Origin of the sequence: Phenylobacterium sp., from assembly GCF_019636135.1 — a bacterium.
Lineage (GTDB): Bacteria > Pseudomonadota > Alphaproteobacteria > Caulobacterales > Caulobacteraceae > Phenylobacterium.
This window is the reverse complement of record NZ_JAHBYD010000010.1, coordinates 70,862-85,853: the sequence shown is the minus strand read 5'-3', so window position 1 is coordinate 85,853 and position 14,992 is coordinate 70,862. Positions and strand designations below refer to the sequence as shown.

At 70.7% G+C, this 14,992-nt stretch carries 12 protein-coding genes; 6 read left to right on the top strand and 6 right to left on the bottom strand.

Annotated features, from left to right (window positions below; all coding sequences use genetic code 11):
• Positions 1–2: 2 nt before the first annotated feature.
• The 4 genes from rbfA to KF737_RS09130 form a co-directional block, all read right to left on the bottom strand.
• Positions 3–452, bottom strand: coding sequence for a 30S ribosome-binding factor RbfA (rbfA, locus tag KF737_RS09145; RefSeq protein ID WP_296453393.1), 450 nt, complete (start codon positions 450–452; stop codon positions 3–5).
• Positions 453–612: 160 nt separating this feature from the next.
• On the bottom strand, positions 613–1,893 hold the full coding sequence (gene glcF / locus KF737_RS09140; RefSeq protein ID WP_296453390.1) for a glycolate oxidase subunit GlcF: 1,281 nt from the start codon (positions 1,891–1,893) through the stop codon (positions 613–615).
• Complete coding sequence (locus KF737_RS09135; RefSeq protein ID WP_296453387.1) at positions 1,890–3,062, bottom strand: FAD-binding protein; 1,173 nt, start codon at positions 3,060–3,062, stop codon at positions 1,890–1,892. Before KF737_RS09135 ends, glcF begins: the two co-directional genes overlap by 4 nt.
• Complete coding sequence (locus KF737_RS09130) at positions 3,062–4,549, bottom strand: FAD-linked oxidase C-terminal domain-containing protein (protein WP_296453384.1); 1,488 nt, start codon at positions 4,547–4,549, stop codon at positions 3,062–3,064. Before KF737_RS09130 ends, KF737_RS09135 begins: the two co-directional genes overlap by 1 nt.
• A 189-nt stretch (positions 4,550–4,738) precedes the next feature.
• On the opposite strand from KF737_RS09130, the gene KF737_RS09125 reads away from it, so the two are divergent.
• Positions 4,739–5,554 carry a PEPxxWA-CTERM sorting domain-containing protein gene (locus KF737_RS09125; RefSeq protein ID WP_296453380.1) on the top strand — a complete coding sequence of 272 codons (816 nt, stop codon included), beginning with the start codon at positions 4,739–4,741 and terminating at the stop codon, positions 5,552–5,554.
• Between the two features lie 3 nt (positions 5,555–5,557).
• On the opposite strand, the gene KF737_RS09120 is transcribed toward KF737_RS09125, so the two are convergent.
• Positions 5,558–6,340, bottom strand: a complete 783-nt coding sequence (locus KF737_RS09120) for an enoyl-CoA hydratase-related protein (RefSeq protein WP_296453377.1) — start codon at positions 6,338–6,340, stop codon at positions 5,558–5,560.
• Between the two features lie 138 nt (positions 6,341–6,478).
• On the bottom strand, positions 6,479–7,627 hold the full coding sequence (locus KF737_RS09115; protein ID WP_296453373.1) for an acyl-CoA dehydrogenase family protein: 1,149 nt from the start codon (positions 7,625–7,627) through the stop codon (positions 6,479–6,481).
• A 97-nt stretch (positions 7,628–7,724) separates the two neighbouring features.
• Between KF737_RS09115 and KF737_RS09110 the strand changes: the two genes are divergently transcribed.
• From KF737_RS09110 to KF737_RS09090, 5 genes are all read left to right on the top strand, one after another.
• Positions 7,725–8,126 carry a GxxExxY protein gene (locus KF737_RS09110; RefSeq protein WP_296453370.1) on the top strand — a complete coding sequence of 134 codons (402 nt, stop codon included), beginning with the start codon at positions 7,725–7,727 and terminating at the stop codon, positions 8,124–8,126.
• Positions 8,127–8,248: 122 nt separating this feature from the next.
• Positions 8,249–9,904 carry an AMP-binding protein gene (locus tag KF737_RS09105; RefSeq protein WP_296453366.1) on the top strand — a complete coding sequence of 552 codons (1,656 nt, stop codon included), beginning with the start codon at positions 8,249–8,251 and terminating at the stop codon, positions 9,902–9,904.
• A gap of 9 nt (positions 9,905–9,913) precedes the next feature.
• A complete protein-coding gene (locus tag KF737_RS09100; RefSeq protein WP_296453363.1) occupies positions 9,914–11,506 on the top strand; it encodes a carboxyl transferase domain-containing protein in 1,593 nt (530 codons plus the stop codon).
• A gap of 178 nt (positions 11,507–11,684) precedes the next feature.
• Positions 11,685–13,562, top strand: coding sequence for an acetyl/propionyl/methylcrotonyl-CoA carboxylase subunit alpha (locus KF737_RS09095; protein ID WP_296453360.1), 1,878 nt, complete (start codon positions 11,685–11,687; stop codon positions 13,560–13,562).
• A 20-nt stretch (positions 13,563–13,582) separates the two neighbouring features.
• Positions 13,583–14,989 carry an FAD-binding oxidoreductase gene (locus KF737_RS09090; RefSeq protein WP_296453357.1) on the top strand — a complete coding sequence of 469 codons (1,407 nt, stop codon included), beginning with the start codon at positions 13,583–13,585 and terminating at the stop codon, positions 14,987–14,989.
• Positions 14,990–14,992: the final 3 nt, after the last annotated feature.

Genomic DNA, 14,992 nt, shown 5'->3' with positions numbered 1-14,992 from the left:
GGCTAGTCCTCGTCCTTCCAGGAATCCGATGGTGGCTGCGGCGTCAGGTCCTGGCGCACGAGGTCCTGGCGTACACGCGGATCATCGAACAGCTTCGCCATCCGCGCCGCCTCGTCGAAGCTCTCGTCGTGGCGGAAATGCAGGTCGGGCGTGAAACGCATGTCGATCATCCGCCCGAGATGCCCGCGGACGAACTTCGCGTGCCTGTTCAGCGCCTTGACCACCTCGTCCGCATGCTCGCCGCCCAGCGGCTCCACGAAGACGGTGGCGTGGCGCAGGTCCGGGTTCACCCGCACCTCGGTGACGGTCACCGAGACGCCGCTGAGCACCGGATCGTTGATCTCCTCCTCGCGGAAGATGTCGACCAGCGCGTGGCGGACCAGTTCGCCTGCACGGAGTTGCCGCTGCGACGGACCGGTGGGCGCGCGCCTAGTGGCGCTCGGACGTTTCATGGGAGCTCTGCCTTCGTAACCCTGGCCCGCGGATCGGACGCGGCGCGCAGGAAAGCGGCGGCTTCTAGGGCATTACCCTACCAGTGTCATCCCCCACCGCTGTCATCCCGTTTTGGGCGCAGGCGAAGACCGGGATGACAGCGGGTGGGAGCTATTCCCCTCAAGGGGAAACCCGCGCCCCGGCTGGCGTGAGCGCGGGCGGCGGCGGGCCGCCGGTCGCCCAGTCCAGCAGCTCCACCGGATGGACCACCGGCATGTCGAGCACGGGCGAGAGCTGGGCCATGCAGCCGATGTTGCCCGCCGCCAGCACCGTCGCCCCGGTGGACCTGATGTTGGCCGCCTTGCGGTCGCGCAGTTGCGTCGCGAACGCGCTCTGCAGGATGTTGTAGACGCCCGCCGAGCCGCAGCAGAGGTGGCCCTCGGGGACCTGCCGCACCTCGTAGCCCGCCTCGGCCAGCAGGCGCGGCGGCGCGGCCTTGATCTGCTGGCCGTGCTGCAGCGAGCAGGCCGCATGGTAGGCGACGCTGGGCCGGCGCGCCGTCACCACCTCGGGCAGGCCCACCTCGGCGATGAACTCCAGCACGTCCCTGGCCTTGGCGGCGGTCGCCTCGCCGGGCTGGCCCAGCAGCCGGCCGTAGGCCTTCAGCGCCGTGCCGCAGCCGGCCGCGGTCGTCACGATGGCGTCGATCTTCCCGGCCTTCGCCCACGCCGACAGGTTGGCCCGCGCCATGCCCTGGGCCTCCCCGGCGCGCCCCAGGTGCTCGGAGATCGCGCCGCAGCAGCCCTCGCCCTCGGCCAGGACCACCTCGTAGCCGGCCCGCGTGATCAGCCGGATCGCCGCGGCGCGGATCTGCGGCGCCATCGCCGGCTCGACGCAGCCCTGCAACAGGACCACGCGCCCCTTCGCCCGCCCGCGCGCCGCCCGCGACACCTGCGGCGTCGCCGCGGGCGGAGGCACGAGCCGCAGCAGCGCCGCGAGCTGCGGCGCCTTCAGCCGCTCGAACAGCGGCCCCAGCGGCCGCGCCAGCCGCCCCGCGAACAGCGCGAGCCGCAACCGCCGCGGACGGGTGAGGATCGCCGGGATCAGCGCCCGCAACGTGCGCTCGAACCAGGGCCGCCGATGGTGGGCCTCGATGTACGCGCGGGCGTGGTCGATCAACTGCGCATAGTCGACGCCGGACGGGCAGGTCGTCGTGCAGGCGAGGCACGACAGGCACCGGTCGATGTGGGTCACGGTCGAGGGCGCGGGCGGGCCGCCGCCCTCCAGCATCTCGCGGATCAGCTCGATCCGCCCGCGCGGGCTGTCGCGCTCGTCGCCCGTGAGGACGTAGGTCGGGCAGGTCGCGGTGCAGAAGCCGCAGTGGACGCACTTGCGGATCGCGCCGGCCGAGGCGGCGGTCTTCGGGTCGGCGAGCTGCTCGGGCGTGAAGGCGGTCCTCATGCGCCGCCCTCCATCCGGCCCGGGTTCAGCACGCCCAGGGGATCGAACGCCGCCTTCACGCGGGCCTGCAACTCGCCCAGCGCACCTTCCCGCGGCCCGAACGCCTCGCCGCCGCGCAGCCTGAGCGCATGGCCGCCCAGCCCGCGCACGACGCCGCGCACCTTGGCCGCCGGCTCCTCGCTCAGCAGCCAGGCCTGGCCGCCCCCCCAGTCGTAGAGCGCATCGCCGGGGAGCGCGTGCGGCCCCTTCCAGCCCGAGGCCGGCGGCAGCGAGAGCCGCCAGAGCGGCCGCGGGTCGCCCGCGAACGCCTCGACCTCGCGGACCTGGGCCCAGAAGTCGCGGCTGTGCTCGGCGCCGAGTTCGTCGATCCGGCCGAAGCCCTTCAACGCCGCGTACAGCGCCTCGGCCCGCGCCGCGACCGAGGCCTCGAAGCCCTCGAGCCGGAGCGCCGTCACCGGCATCTCGGCCTTCAGCGGCCGCGCCCTGGCCGCGAACGACGGCAGGTGCGCGGCGCCCGAAACCTCGTACGGCCCGTTCAGCGCCGCGGTCATCGCCTCGCTGGCCCGCACGTCCGGCAGGCCGAACAGCAGCAGCGTCGTCTCGGTGCGCGGCGCCGGCAGCACCTTGATCGTCGCCTGCGTCAGCACCGCGAGCGTGCCCCACGAGCCGGCCACCAGCTTCATCAGGTCGTAGCCGGTGACGTTCTTCACCACCCGCCCGCCGGCCTTGAACGCCTCCCCGCGGCCCGACACCGCCTCGAAGCCCAGGAAGTGGTCGCGCGCCGCCCCGGCCCGGATGCGCCGCGGCCCCGACAGGTTCGCGCCCAGCACCCCGCCCAGCGTCGGCTCGCCACGCGCGCCCAGCAGCCGCGTCCACGCCGGGGGCTCGAACGCCAGCATCTGGCCCTTGCCCGCGACCAGCCGCTCCAGGTCGGCGAGTCGCACGCCCGGCTGCGCGGTCAGCGTCAGCTCGTCCGGCGCGTAGTCGACGATGCGGTCGAGGCGCGCCGTCGAGAGCAGCGCGTCGACCCGGTCCATGCCGCCGATCGACCGCTTGGTGCCCGCGCCGATGACGGCCACGCTGCGCGCCGCCGCGCCGGCTTCCGCGACGATCTCCTGCACCTCTTCGGGCGAGGTCGGCTTCAGGGTCTTGAGCGCCTCGTCCAGCATCAGAACCGCGGCAGCTCCGGGAAGGCGACCTTGCCGCGGTGGACGTGCATGCGGCCCAGTTCGGCGCAGCGGTGCAGTGTCGGGAACACCTTGCCGGGATTGAGCAGCAGGCCGGGATCGAAGGCGCACTTCACCCGCTGCTGGCAGGCGAGGTCGGTGGGATCGAACATCTCGCCCATCAGGTCCCGCTTCTCGACGCCGACGCCGTGCTCGCCGGTCAGCACCCCGCCCACCGCCACGCACAGCTTCAGGATGTCCGCCCCGAACGCCTCCGCCCGCTCCAGCTCGCCCGGCTTGTCGGCGTCGTAGAGGATCAGGGGGTGCAGGTTGCCGTCGCCGGCGTGGAAGACGTTGGCCACGCCCAGGCCGTATTCGGCGGCCAGTTCGTGGATGCGGGTGAGCACCTGCGGCAGCCGTCCCCGGGGGATGGTCCCGTCCATGCAATAGTAGTCGGGCGCGATCCGGCCCACCGCCGGGAACGCGGCCTTGCGGCCCGCCCAGAACGACAGCCGCTCGGCCTCGCTCTGCGAGACCTTCACGAAGTCCGCGCCCCGGTCGGCGGCCAGGGCGCGGACGTGGCCGGTCAGCTCGGCGCACTCGGCCTCCGGTCCATCCAGCTCGCAGATCAGCAGCGCCGCGGCGTCCACCGGATAGCCCGCGCCCACGAACGCCTCGGCCGCCCGGATCGCCGGGTTGTCCATCATCTCCAGCCCGGCCGGGATCACGCCGGCGGCGATGATGTCGCCCACGCAGGCGCCCGCCGCCTCCACCGACGGGAAGCCCAGCAGCAGCGCCTTGGCGGCCTGCGGCTTGGGCAGGATGCGGACCGTCACCTCGGTGACCACGCCCAGCAGGCCCTCGGACCCCGTCACCAGCCCCAGCAGGTCGTAGCCGTCGGCGTCCATCGCCTTGCCGCCGAGGCGCACCACCTCGCCGCTCATCAGCACCAGTTCGCAGCCCAGCAGGTTGTTGGTGGTCAGCCCGTACTTCAGGCAATGCACCCCGCCCGAGTTCTCGGCGACGTTGCCGCCGATGGTGCAGGCGATCTGACTGGACGGATCGGGCGCGTAGTAGAAGCCCTGCGCCTCCACGGCCGCGGTGATCCCGAGGTTGGTCACGCCCGGCTGCACGACCGCGCAGCGGTTGGCGTAGTCCACCTCCAGCACCCGGTTGAACTTCGACAGCCCGAGGACCACGCCGTCGGCCAGCGGCAGCGCCCCGCCCGACAGCGACGTGCCCGCGCCGCGCGGCACCACCTTCACCCCGTTGGCCTGGCACCAGCGCAGCACCTCGGAGACCTGCGCCGTCGTCTCGGGCAGCACCACCGCGATCGGCTGCTGGCGATAGGCCGAAAGCCCGTCGCTCTCGAACGGGACCAGCGCCGGCGGCTCCGACACCACGCCCTCGCCCGACACGATGCGCCTGAGCGCCCGCACGATCTCGCCCTTGCGGGCGATCGTCGCATCGTCGGGCGCGGGCATCCTCATGGCGGCGACGGTAACACCGAGTCGGCCCCGCGCCTCCGCAACTTGTGGAGCGACCGCCCGGCCCGCCCGGACTCGCCTGAGAGGCGACAGGGATTGCGCCCCCGCGGCGTTCCCCCATGATGGCCGTCGCTGGACGGTAGACACGGACCCTCCCGGCGCTGTGCGAAGCCATTTTCGGGGTCCGTTCCAATGAAGCTGCCTGTTCCTGCCGTCCTCGCGACGGCGCTTTTCCTGTCGTCCGCCGCAAGCGCCCAGGCGGCGGTGGTCGACTTCACCACCATGGTCCTGAACGGGGATGGGGCCTCGGCCACCTCGTCCGTCCTGACCCTTACGCCAGGGGCGAACCTGGCGGACCCCGACGATGCCGGGTCGAACATCGGCTATGAGTCGAGCGCCTACCTCGACACGCCGTTCCTGACGACTGACGGCTTCACCACCAGCTTCACCCTCACCCTGACCAATACGGGCTTCGACCCGCTGGCCGACGGCATCACCTTCATCCTGCAGAACGATCCCAACGGCCTGAACGCGGTCGGCGGCGGCGGCGGCGGCGTGGGCGCCGACGGCCTCGCCTTCAACATCGGCGTCGCCCTGCGGAGCTGGGACAACAACCAGGCCCGGATCTTCACCAACGGCAACATCTATGCGAACGCGGGCTCGCGCGGGAATTTCAACCTGGGCGATCAGGATGACGTCGTGGACGTCACCATCTCCTATCTCGCGGGCGTCTTCAGCTTCACGGCCTACAACTACGCGACCGACGTCCTGATCAGCGGCAGCCGCAATTTCAACCTCGCGAGCCTGGGCCCCAGCGTCTACGTCGGCTTCACGGGTGCGACCGGCCTGTCCCACTCGCTGCAGGAAGTGTCCAACTGGGACTTCGCGATCCTGTCCGGCGCGGGCGTCGGCGGCGTGCCCGAACCGGCGACCTGGGCCATGATGATCCTGGGCTTCGGCGCGCTCGGCGTGGCGGCGCGTCGGCGGCGCGCCCTGGCGGCCGCCTGACCCTCAGCGCCCTGCGAAGGCGGGCGTCCGCTTCTCGTTGAAGCTGGCGACGCCTTCGCGGCGGTCCTCGGTGGTGAACAGGTTGTTGTAGACGGTCAGCTCCAGGTCCATGGCGCGCTTCAGGTCCAGGTCCTGGCCGCCATGCACCACGCGCTTCAGGCCCCGCACCGACAGCGGCGCCCGGCTGGCGATCTGGCGCGCGACCGCGAGCACGGTCTCCGTCAGGGCGTCGGCCGGAACCACCGCGCTGACCAGGCCCCATTCCAGCGCCTTCTCGGCCGGGAACGGCGCGGCCGTCGTCATGATCTCCAGCGCCCGCCGCGCACCCACCGCCCGGGTCAGGAGCTGCGTGCCGCCCAGGCCCGGCATGATGCCCAGGCCCGCTTCCGGCAGGCCGAACCGCGCCCCCTCGGCGGCGTAGGTGAAGTCGCAGGCGAGGCTCATCTCGCACCCGCCGCCCATGGCCGCGCCCTGCACGGCGGCGATGATCGGGACCGGGCAGGCGAGCTGGGCGCGGATCATGGCCTCGAACAGCCGGTGCTGCTCGGCCCAGGCCTCGTCGGTCATGCCGTTGCGTTCCTTGAGGTCGGCGCCGGCCTGGAAGTGCCTGCCCTCGCCCGCCAGGATCACGACCCGCAGGTCGGCGTCGCTGCGCAGCCTGCTCCAGACGTCCAGCAACTCGCGCCCCATCGCCGTCGAGAGCGCATTGGCCACCTCGGGCCGCGCGAAGGTGATGACGGTGATCCCGGCCTGAGCTTCCGTCACCTTGATCGTCTCGTAGGCCATCGCCTTCACTCCCTGCGCGCCGCAGGCGCCGTCATTTTGAACCACGAAGATCACCAAGGACACCAAGGCTAGGCGCCGCTGCTCTTCGTGATCTTGGTGTCCTTGGTGGTGAAATCGAAAAGGCGCTGACGCGCCAGCTCAGAAGCTCTTGGGTTGGCCCAGCACGTGGGTGGCCACGTGGCTGAGGATCAGGTTCGTGGAGATGGGCGCCACCTGGTAGAGCCGCGTCTCGCGGAACTTGCGCTCGATGTCGTACTCCTCGGCGAAGCCGAAGCCGCCGTGCGTCTGCAGGCACATGTCGGCCGCGTACCAGCTCGCCTCGGAGGCGGTGAGCTTGGCCATGTTGGCCTCGGTCCCGCAGGGCTGGCCGGCCTCGAAGAGCTCGGCGGCCCGGTCGACCATCAGGCTGGCGCTGGTCATCTGCACATAGGCGCGGGCGATCGGGAACTGCACGCCCTGGTTCTCGCCGATCGGACGGCCGAACACGACGCGGTCCCTGGCGTACCGGCTGGCCCGGTCGATGAAGAACTTCGCGTCGCCGATGCACTCGGACGCAATCAGAATCCGCTCGGCGTTCATGCCGTCCAGGATGTACCTGAAGCCCTTGCCCTCCTCGCCGACCAGGTTTTCGGCCGGGACCTCCAGGTCCTCGAACAGGAGCTCGGTCGTGGCGTGGTTCAGCATGGTGCGGACCGGCGTGATGGTCAGGCCGTTCCCCCGCGCCGCCCGCATGTCGACCAGCAGCACGCTCATGCCGGCCGACGTCCTGGCCTCGTCGCGCGGCGAGGTGCGGCAGAGCAGCACCATCAGGTCGGAGTGCTCGGCCCGGCTGATCCACAGCTTCCGGCCATTCACGACGTACTTGTCGCCCACCTTCTTCGCGAATGTCGTGATGCGGGTGGTATCGGTGCCGGCGTCCGGCTCGGTCACGCCGAAGGCCTGCAGGCGCAGTTCGCCGGTGGCGATCTTCGGGAGGTAGGCCGCCTTCTGCGCCGGCGTCCCGTGCCGCAGCACGGTGCCCATGGTGTACATCTGGGCATGGCAGGCGCCGCCGTTGCACCCCGACCGGTGGATCTCCTCCAGCACCGCGGTCGCCGCCGCCAGCCCCAGGCCCGAGCCGCCGTATTCCTCCGGGATCAGCACCGACAGGAACCCGGCCTCGGTCAGCGCAGCCACGAACGCGGTCGGATAGGCCCGCTCACGATCCAGCTCGCGCCAATAGCTGCCAGGAAAGCGCGCGCACAGCCTGCGCACCGCCTCACGGATCTCAGGAAACGTCTCGCTCATCACGACGCCTCTCTGCCACGCCGACCCTGCGTGAGCCTAGACCAGTCCACATGTTCATACATTGTTCCCGCGCCGAGAACTCGGAAAGCTCGCTGAAATGGACCACGAACCACACGAACCACACGAACGATTGCTGCACCGCGAGGAGGTCTTCGCCGTGCAGGGTGCGATCTTTGAGGTGAACCGCGTGCTCGGCGTCGGCTTTCTCGAGGCCGCGTATCAAGAGAGCCTGGGCATCGAGTTCGGCAGGCGTGAAATCCCGTTCGTCGCTCAGCCTAAGCTGGGACTTAGCTACAAAGGGACGGCGCTGCGCGCCGTCTACATTCCTGACTTCATTTGCTTCGGCTGCGTGCTCGTTGAACTGAAGGCGGCAAGTGCGATCGCGCCCGAGCATCGCGCGCAGGTGATCAACTACTTGAAAGCTGCCGATCTCCGGGTCGGTCTGCTCGTGAACTTCGGTGGTTCATACAAAGCGCAGATCGAGCGCCTTGTGCGCTGACGTTCGTGTGGTTCGTGTGGTTCGTGGTTGAATCAAACGGCTCCGGCAGTTCGCACAGCCCTAACCTCGTGACACGCGGTGGTGGTCGCGCAACGATAAGAAAAACACGAGGGAGGCGGGCGATGGCTGGGTTGAGCTACGTCCATGGGGCCAGCACGAGCCCGCTGATCGGCAAGACGGTCGGCCAGGCGTTCGACGATGCCTGCGCCCGGTATCCGGACACGCTGGCGCTGATCTCGCGCCACCAGGGCGTCCGCTGGACCTATGCGCAGCTCAGGGAGCAGGTGGACGCCTTCGCCGCCGGGCTGATCGCGCTGGGGCTGGAGCGCGGCGACCGGCTCGGCGTCTGGGCGCCGAACTGCGCAGAATGGGCCATCACCCAGTTCGCCACCGCCAAGGCCGGCCTGATCCTGGTGAACATCAATCCGGCCTATCGGCTCAGCGAGGCCGAGTACGCGATCAACAAGGTGGGCTGCAAAGCGCTCGTCATCGCCGTGCGCCACAAGACCAGCGAGTACCTGGCCATGGTCCGGCAGCTCCGCGAGGCCGGCAAACTTCCGACGGTCGAAGCCGTGATCACCATCGGCGACGACCCGCACCGCGGCTGCCAGAGCTTCCCGCACATCGCCGGCACCGCCAAGCGCGCCGACCGCGCGGCGCTGGCCGAAATCGGGCCGGTGCTCCAGTTCGACGACCCGATCAACATCCAGTTCACCAGCGGCACCACCGGCTTCCCGAAGGGCGCGACGCTCAGCCACCACAACATCCTGAACAACGGCCACTTCGTCGCCGAGGCGATGCGCCTGAAGGCCGGCGACCGGCTCTGCATCCCGGTGCCGCTCTACCACTGCTTCGGCATGGTGATGGGCAACCTGGGCTGCATCACCCACGGCGCGACGATGGTCTACCCGGCCGAGGCGTTCGACCCGCTGGCGGTGCTGCAGGCCGTCTCGGAGGAACGCTGCCAGGCGCTCTACGGCGTGCCCACCATGTTCATCGCCACCCTGGCCCACCCGGATTTCGCGGCCTTCGACCTCTCGTCGCTGCGCACCGGCTGCATGGCGGGCTCGCCCTGCCCGATCGAGGTGATGCGCCAGGTGATCGACCGCATGCACATGCCCGAGGTGACCATCGCCTACGGCATGACCGAGACCTCGCCGGTCAGCTTCCAGTCGTCGTGCGACGACAGCCTGGAGCGCCGCGTCTCCACCGTCGGCCGCATCCAGCCGCACCTGGAGGTGAAGATCGTCGACGCCGAGGGCCGCATCACGCCGCGCGGGACGCCGGGCGAACTCTGCACCCGCGGCTATTCGGTGATGCTGGGTTACTGGGACGACGCCGAGCGGACCGCTGAGGCCATCGACGCCGCGGGCTGGATGCACACGGGCGACATCGGCGTCATCGACGACGAGGGCTACGGCAACATCACCGGGCGCATCAAGGACATGGTCATCCGCGGCGGCGAGAACATCTATCCGCGCGAGATCGAGGAGTTCCTCTACCGCCACCCGGCGATCCAGGACGTGCAGGTGATCGGCGTGCCGGACCCCCGCTTCGGGGAGGAGCTCTGCGCGTGGGTGGTGATCAAGCCCGGCGAGACGCTGGAGGCCGAGGCGGTGCGGGACTTCTGCCGCGGCCAGATCGCCCACTACAAGATTCCACGCCACATCAGGTTCGTGGAGGGTTTCCCCACCACCGTCACCGGCAAGGTGCAGAAGTTCGCCATGCGCGAGACGATGATCGCGGAACTTGACCTCGTGCTCGAAAAGACGGCGTAGCCTCAGCGCATGAGGAAACTGGCTTCGGCGGTCGATCCGGCATCGGCGGCCTTCGCAGCGAATGCCGTGGTGAACCGGGCGCTGGCCGACGAACTGCGGGACCGTTCGGCGACCGCGGCGCTCGGCGGCTCGGCGCAGGGCCGCGAGCGGCACGTCAGCCGCGGCAAGCTGCTGCCCCGCGACCGGGTGATGCGCCTGCTCGATCCCGGCGCGCCGTTCCTGGAGGTCGGCGCCCTGGCGGCCAACGGCATGTACGGCGACGAGGCGCCCGGCGCGGGCGTGATCACCGGCATCGGCCGGGTGTCGGGCCGCGAGGTGATGATCGTGGCCAACGACGCCACGGTGAAGGGCGGGGCCTACTTCCCGATCACCGTGAAGAAGCACCTGCGGGCCCAGGAGATCGCGCTCCAGAACCGCCTGCCCTGCGTCTACCTGGTGGACAGTGGCGGCGCGAACCTGCCGCACCAGGCCGAGGTCTTCCCCGACCGCGAGCACTTCGGCCGCATCTTCTTCAACCAGGCGCGGATGAGCGGCGAGGGCATCGCCCAGGTCGCCTGCGTCATGGGCTCGTGTACGGCCGGCGGCGCCTACGTCCCGGCGATGAGCGACGAGACGGTGATCGTGCGGAACCAGGGCACGATCTTCTTAGGGGGCCCGCCGCTGGTGAAGGCCGCCACCGGCGAGATCATCAGCGCCGAGGAGCTGGGCGGCGCCGAGACGCACGGGCGCCGCTCGGGCGTGGTCGACCACGTGGCCGAGAACGACGAGCACGCGCTCGCCATCGTGCGCCGCATCGTCGCCAACCTGAACACCACCAAGGCCCACGAACTGTCGCTCGAGGAACCCGAGCCGCCGGCCTACGACCCCGCCGAGCTCTACGGCGTGGTCCCCCAGGACGTGCGCGCCCCCTACGACGTGCGCGAGGTGATCGCCCGCGTCGTCGACGGCAGCCGCTTCGACGAGTTCAAGGCGCTCTACGGCACGACGCTGGTCTGCGGCTTCGCCCGCATCTGGGGCTATCCGGTCGCGATCCTGGCCAACAACGGGGTGCTGTTCTCGGAGAGCGCGCTGAAGGGCGCCCACTTCATCGAACTGGCAGCCAAGCGGAAGATCCCGCTCGTCTTCCTGCAGAACATCTCGGGCTTCATGGTCGGCGGGAAGTACGAGGCCGGCGGCATCGCCAAGGACGGCGCCAAGCTGGTCACCGCCGTCGCCAGCGCCGAGGTGCCGAAGTTCACCGTCCTGATCGGCGGCTCGTTCGGGGCCGGCAACTACGGCATGTGCGGCCGCGCCTATTCCCCGCGCTTCCTCTGGACCTGGCCCAACAGCCGCATCAGCGTGATGGGCGGCGAGCAGGCCGCCTCGGTGCTCGCCACCGTCCACCGCGACGCCGACAAGTGGAGCAAGGACGAGGAGGAGGCCTTCAAGGCGCCGGTCCGCCAGCGCTACGAGGACGAGGGCAACCCCTACTTCGCCACCGCGCGGCTGTGGGACGACGGCGTCATCGACCCCGCCCAGACCCGCGACGTGCTGGGCCTCTCCATCTCCGCTTCGCTGAACGCCCCCATCCCCGAGACGCGCTTCGGCGTGTTCCGGATGTGAGGCGCGACATGGCCAGCTCACTGCGCGCCGCAGGCGCCATTCGATTCAACCACGAACCATACGAACCACACGGACGAAGCCTGCCAGCGGAACGGCCACGCCAGGGATCTCATGTTCGTGTGGTTCGTGTGGTTCGTGGTTCATTCAATGCGGCGCTGACGCGCCGCGGAGTCGCCTGATGTTCCGCTCGGTGCTGGTCGCCAATCGCGGCGAGATCGCACGCCGGGTGTTCGCCACGGCGCGGCGGCTGGGCATCGAGACCGTCGCCGTCTTCTCCGAGGCCGACCGCGACGCCGCCCACGTGCGCGACGCCGACAAGGCCGTGCTGATCGGGCCCGCGGCTGCGCGCGAGAGCTACCTCGTGGGCGAGCGCGTCATCGCCGCCGCCAGGGCCGCCGGGGCCGAGGCGATCCACCCGGGCTATGGTTTCCTGTCGGAGAACGCCGAGTTCGCCGAGGAGGTCATCAAAGCCGGCCTGATCTGGATCGGCCCGCCGCCCAGCGCCATCCGCGCCATGGGCCTGAAGGACGCCGCCAAGGCCCTGATGCAGAAGGCCGGCGTGCCGGTGACGCCCGGCTACCTGGGCGAGGACCAGTCGGCCGCGCGGCTGAAGACGGAGGCCGAAGCCATCGGCTTCCCGGTGCTGATCAAGGCCGTGGCCGGCGGCGGCGGCAAGGGCATGCGGCTGGTCGAGAGCGCCGACGCCTTCGACGCCGCGCTCGCCTCCTGCCAGCGCGAGGCCAAGGCCAGCTTCGGCGACGACCGCGTGCTGCTGGAGACCTACGTCACCCGCCCGCGCCACATCGAGGTGCAGGTGTTCGGCGACCGCCACGGCAACGTGGTCCACCTCTACGAGCGCGACTGCTCGCTGCAGCGCCGCCACCAGAAGGTGATCGAGGAAGCCCCTGCCCCCGGCATGAGCGCCGCCGCCCGCAAGGCCGTCACCGAGGCCGCCGTCAAGGCCGCCAGGGCCGTGGGCTACGTGGGCGCCGGCACCGTCGAGTTCATCGCCGACGCGTCGGCCGGCCTGAAGGGTGAGCGCATCTGGTTCATGGAGATGAACACCCGCCTGCAGGTGGAGCATCCGGTCACCGAGATGGTCACCGGCCTCGACCTCGTGGAGTGGCAGTTCCGCGTGGCGGCGGGCGAGCCGCTGCCGCTCAGGCAATCCGAGATCACCCTCAACGGCCACGCCGTCGAGGCCCGCCTCTACGCCGAGAACCCGGCCACCGGCTTCCTGCCCTCCATCGGCAAGCTGGAGAGCTTCAGCCTGCCTGCCAACGTCCGCGCCGACTCGGGCGTCGACGAGGGCGACGCCATCACACCCTTCTACGACCCGATGATCGCCAAGCTGATCGCGCACGCGCCGACCCGCGACCAGGCGATCGCCGACCTCGCCGAGGCCTGCGCCGACGTCGAGGTCTGGCCGGTGAAGACCAACGCCGCCTTCCTCGTCCGCTGCCTGGAGACGCCGGACTTCATCGCCGGGGCCGTCGACACCGGCCTGATCGGCCGCGGCCTCGAAGAGCTCACCGCCCCGGCCGAGCCCTCCGCCGAGGCCCTGGCCACCGCCGGCTGGGCGTTCCGCGAGCGCGTCGAGGGCCGCGAGCGCGAGACCACGCCGTGGGTCGACCTCAAGGGCTTCCGCCTCAACGCCCCGCCGGTCGCGACCACGCGGCTGTTCCACGGCGCCCGGGCCGTCGAGGCCGACATGCCGCCCGAGCCCTCGCGCTTCATCCACGTCGAGAGCGATGAGGCGGTCGTGGTGTTCGAGGGCGGCGACGCCTTCGTCTTCCGCGACCATCCGCCGGTCGCCGACAGCGACGCCGCCGGCGGCGACGGCGCCATCCGCGCGCCCATGCCCGGCAAGGTCACCCAGCTCTCGGTCAAGGCCGGCGATGCGGTGACCAAGGGCCAGCCGCTGCTCGTCCTCGAAGCCATGAAGATGGAGCACGCGCTCACCGCCCCCTTCGACGGGACCGTCGAGGAACTCGCCGCCGAGCTCGGCGCCCAGGTCGCCGAAGGGACCGTGCTCGCCCGATTGGCGGCCGACTGAGCGGAGCGTAAGCTCCCCCCATGTCCGAGACCCTCGCACGCGAACCGCTAGCCCCAAGTTCGCTTGAGGGGGCGCTGACGAAGGCGCTCGGCCCCAACGCCGTCTTCACCGGCGACGCCGCGCTGGAGCGGGCGCAAGGGGCGTGGATGCGCCTGGGCTCGCCCGTCGCGGTGGTCTACCCGAAGACGACCGAAGAGGTCTCCGCGGTCCTGAAGATCGCCCACCGCCTGGGCGCAGCCGTCGTCCCCTGGGGCGGCAAGACGGGCCTCGCGGGCGGGGCCACCGCCGACGGCGCCGTCGCGCTCAGCCTGGAGCGGATGAACGCCATCGAGGAGATCGACACAGGTTCGGCCACCATGACCGTGCAGGCCGGCGTCATCCTGCAGGTGGCCTGCGAGGCCGCGGAGGCCGAGGGCCTGCTGCTGCCGCTGGACCTCGGCGCCCGCGGCTCGGCCACCATCGGCGGCAACATCTCCACCAACGCCGGCGGCAACCGCGTGGTCCGCTACGGCATGATGCGCGACATGGTGCTGGGCCTGGAAGCCGTGCTGGCGGACGGCACGGTCGTCACGTCGATGAACCGGCTGATGAAGAACAACACCGGCTACGACCTGAAGCAGCTCTTCATCGGCTCGGAAGGCACCCTCGGCGTCGTCACCCGCGCGGTCCTGCGCCTGCGCAGCGCCCCCATCAGCCAGAACACCGCCTACGTCGCCACCGAGGACTTCGACGCGATCCCGCGGCTGCTGCGCGCCCTGGAGAGCGGCCTGGGCGGCGGGCTGTCGGCCTTCGAGGTCATGTGGCCGGCCTTCTACGACCTCGTCACCACCGAACCCGCCAAGGGGACCCCGCCGCTGGCCCGCGGCTATCCCTACTACGTGCTGGTCGAGAGCCTGGGCGGCGACGAGGCGGCCGACGCCGAGCGGTTCGAGCGCGTGCTGGGCCAGGCGCTGGAGGACGGGCTGATCGCCGACGCCGTCATCGCCAAGAGCCAGGCCGAGCGGGCCAGGATGTGGGCGCTGCGCGACGACGTGGGACAGGTGAACCGCAACGGCCCGGCCGTGACGTTCGACGTCAGCCTGCGCATCGCCGACATGCCGGCCTATGTCGCCGAGATCGACGGGAAGCTGCGCGCCCGCTGGCCCGGTGTCGACAACTACGTCTTCGGCCACCTCGGCGACGGCAACCTGCACGTCCTGGTCTGGACCGGCGAGAAGGGACCCGAGAACAAGGCCGCCGTGGAGGAGATCGTCTACGGCCCGCTCGCGGCCCTCGGCGGTTCGGTCAGCGCCGAGCACGGCATCGGCCTGCACAAGAAGGCCTATCTCAGGATGTCGCGGAACGACGGCGAGATCGCCCTGATGAAGGCGCTGAAGACCGCCCTCGATCCCAGGGGCGTCCTGAATCCCGGCAAGATCCTGGACTGACTC

Excerpts from the sequence above, each read along its gene's own strand:
- KF737_RS09105 (WP_296453366.1), top strand. The coding sequence starts at position 8,249 with ATGGCTGGGTTGAGCTACGTCCATGGGGCCAGCACGAGCCCGCTGATC.
- rbfA (WP_296453393.1), bottom strand. The coding sequence starts at position 452 with ATGAAACGTCCGAGCGCCACTAGGCGCGCGCCCACCGGTCCGTCGCAG.
- KF737_RS09130 (WP_296453384.1), bottom strand. The coding sequence starts at position 4,549 with ATGAGGATGCCCGCGCCCGACGATGCGACGATCGCCCGCAAGGGCGAG.
- KF737_RS09095 (WP_296453360.1), top strand. The coding sequence starts at position 11,685 with ATGTTCCGCTCGGTGCTGGTCGCCAATCGCGGCGAGATCGCACGCCGG.
- glcF (WP_296453390.1), bottom strand. The coding sequence starts at position 1,893 with ATGAGGACCGCCTTCACGCCCGAGCAGCTCGCCGACCCGAAGACCGCC.
- KF737_RS09135 (WP_296453387.1), bottom strand. The coding sequence starts at position 3,062 with ATGCTGGACGAGGCGCTCAAGACCCTGAAGCCGACCTCGCCCGAAGAG.
- KF737_RS09110 (WP_296453370.1), top strand. The coding sequence starts at position 7,725 with ATGGACCACGAACCACACGAACCACACGAACGATTGCTGCACCGCGAG.
- KF737_RS09125 (WP_296453380.1), top strand. The coding sequence starts at position 4,739 with ATGAAGCTGCCTGTTCCTGCCGTCCTCGCGACGGCGCTTTTCCTGTCG.
- KF737_RS09090 (WP_296453357.1), top strand. The coding sequence starts at position 13,583 with ATGTCCGAGACCCTCGCACGCGAACCGCTAGCCCCAAGTTCGCTTGAG.
- KF737_RS09115 (WP_296453373.1), bottom strand. The coding sequence starts at position 7,627 with ATGAGCGAGACGTTTCCTGAGATCCGTGAGGCGGTGCGCAGGCTGTGC.
- KF737_RS09120 (WP_296453377.1), bottom strand. The coding sequence starts at position 6,340 with ATGGCCTACGAGACGATCAAGGTGACGGAAGCTCAGGCCGGGATCACC.
- KF737_RS09100 (WP_296453363.1), top strand. The coding sequence starts at position 9,914 with ATGAGGAAACTGGCTTCGGCGGTCGATCCGGCATCGGCGGCCTTCGCA.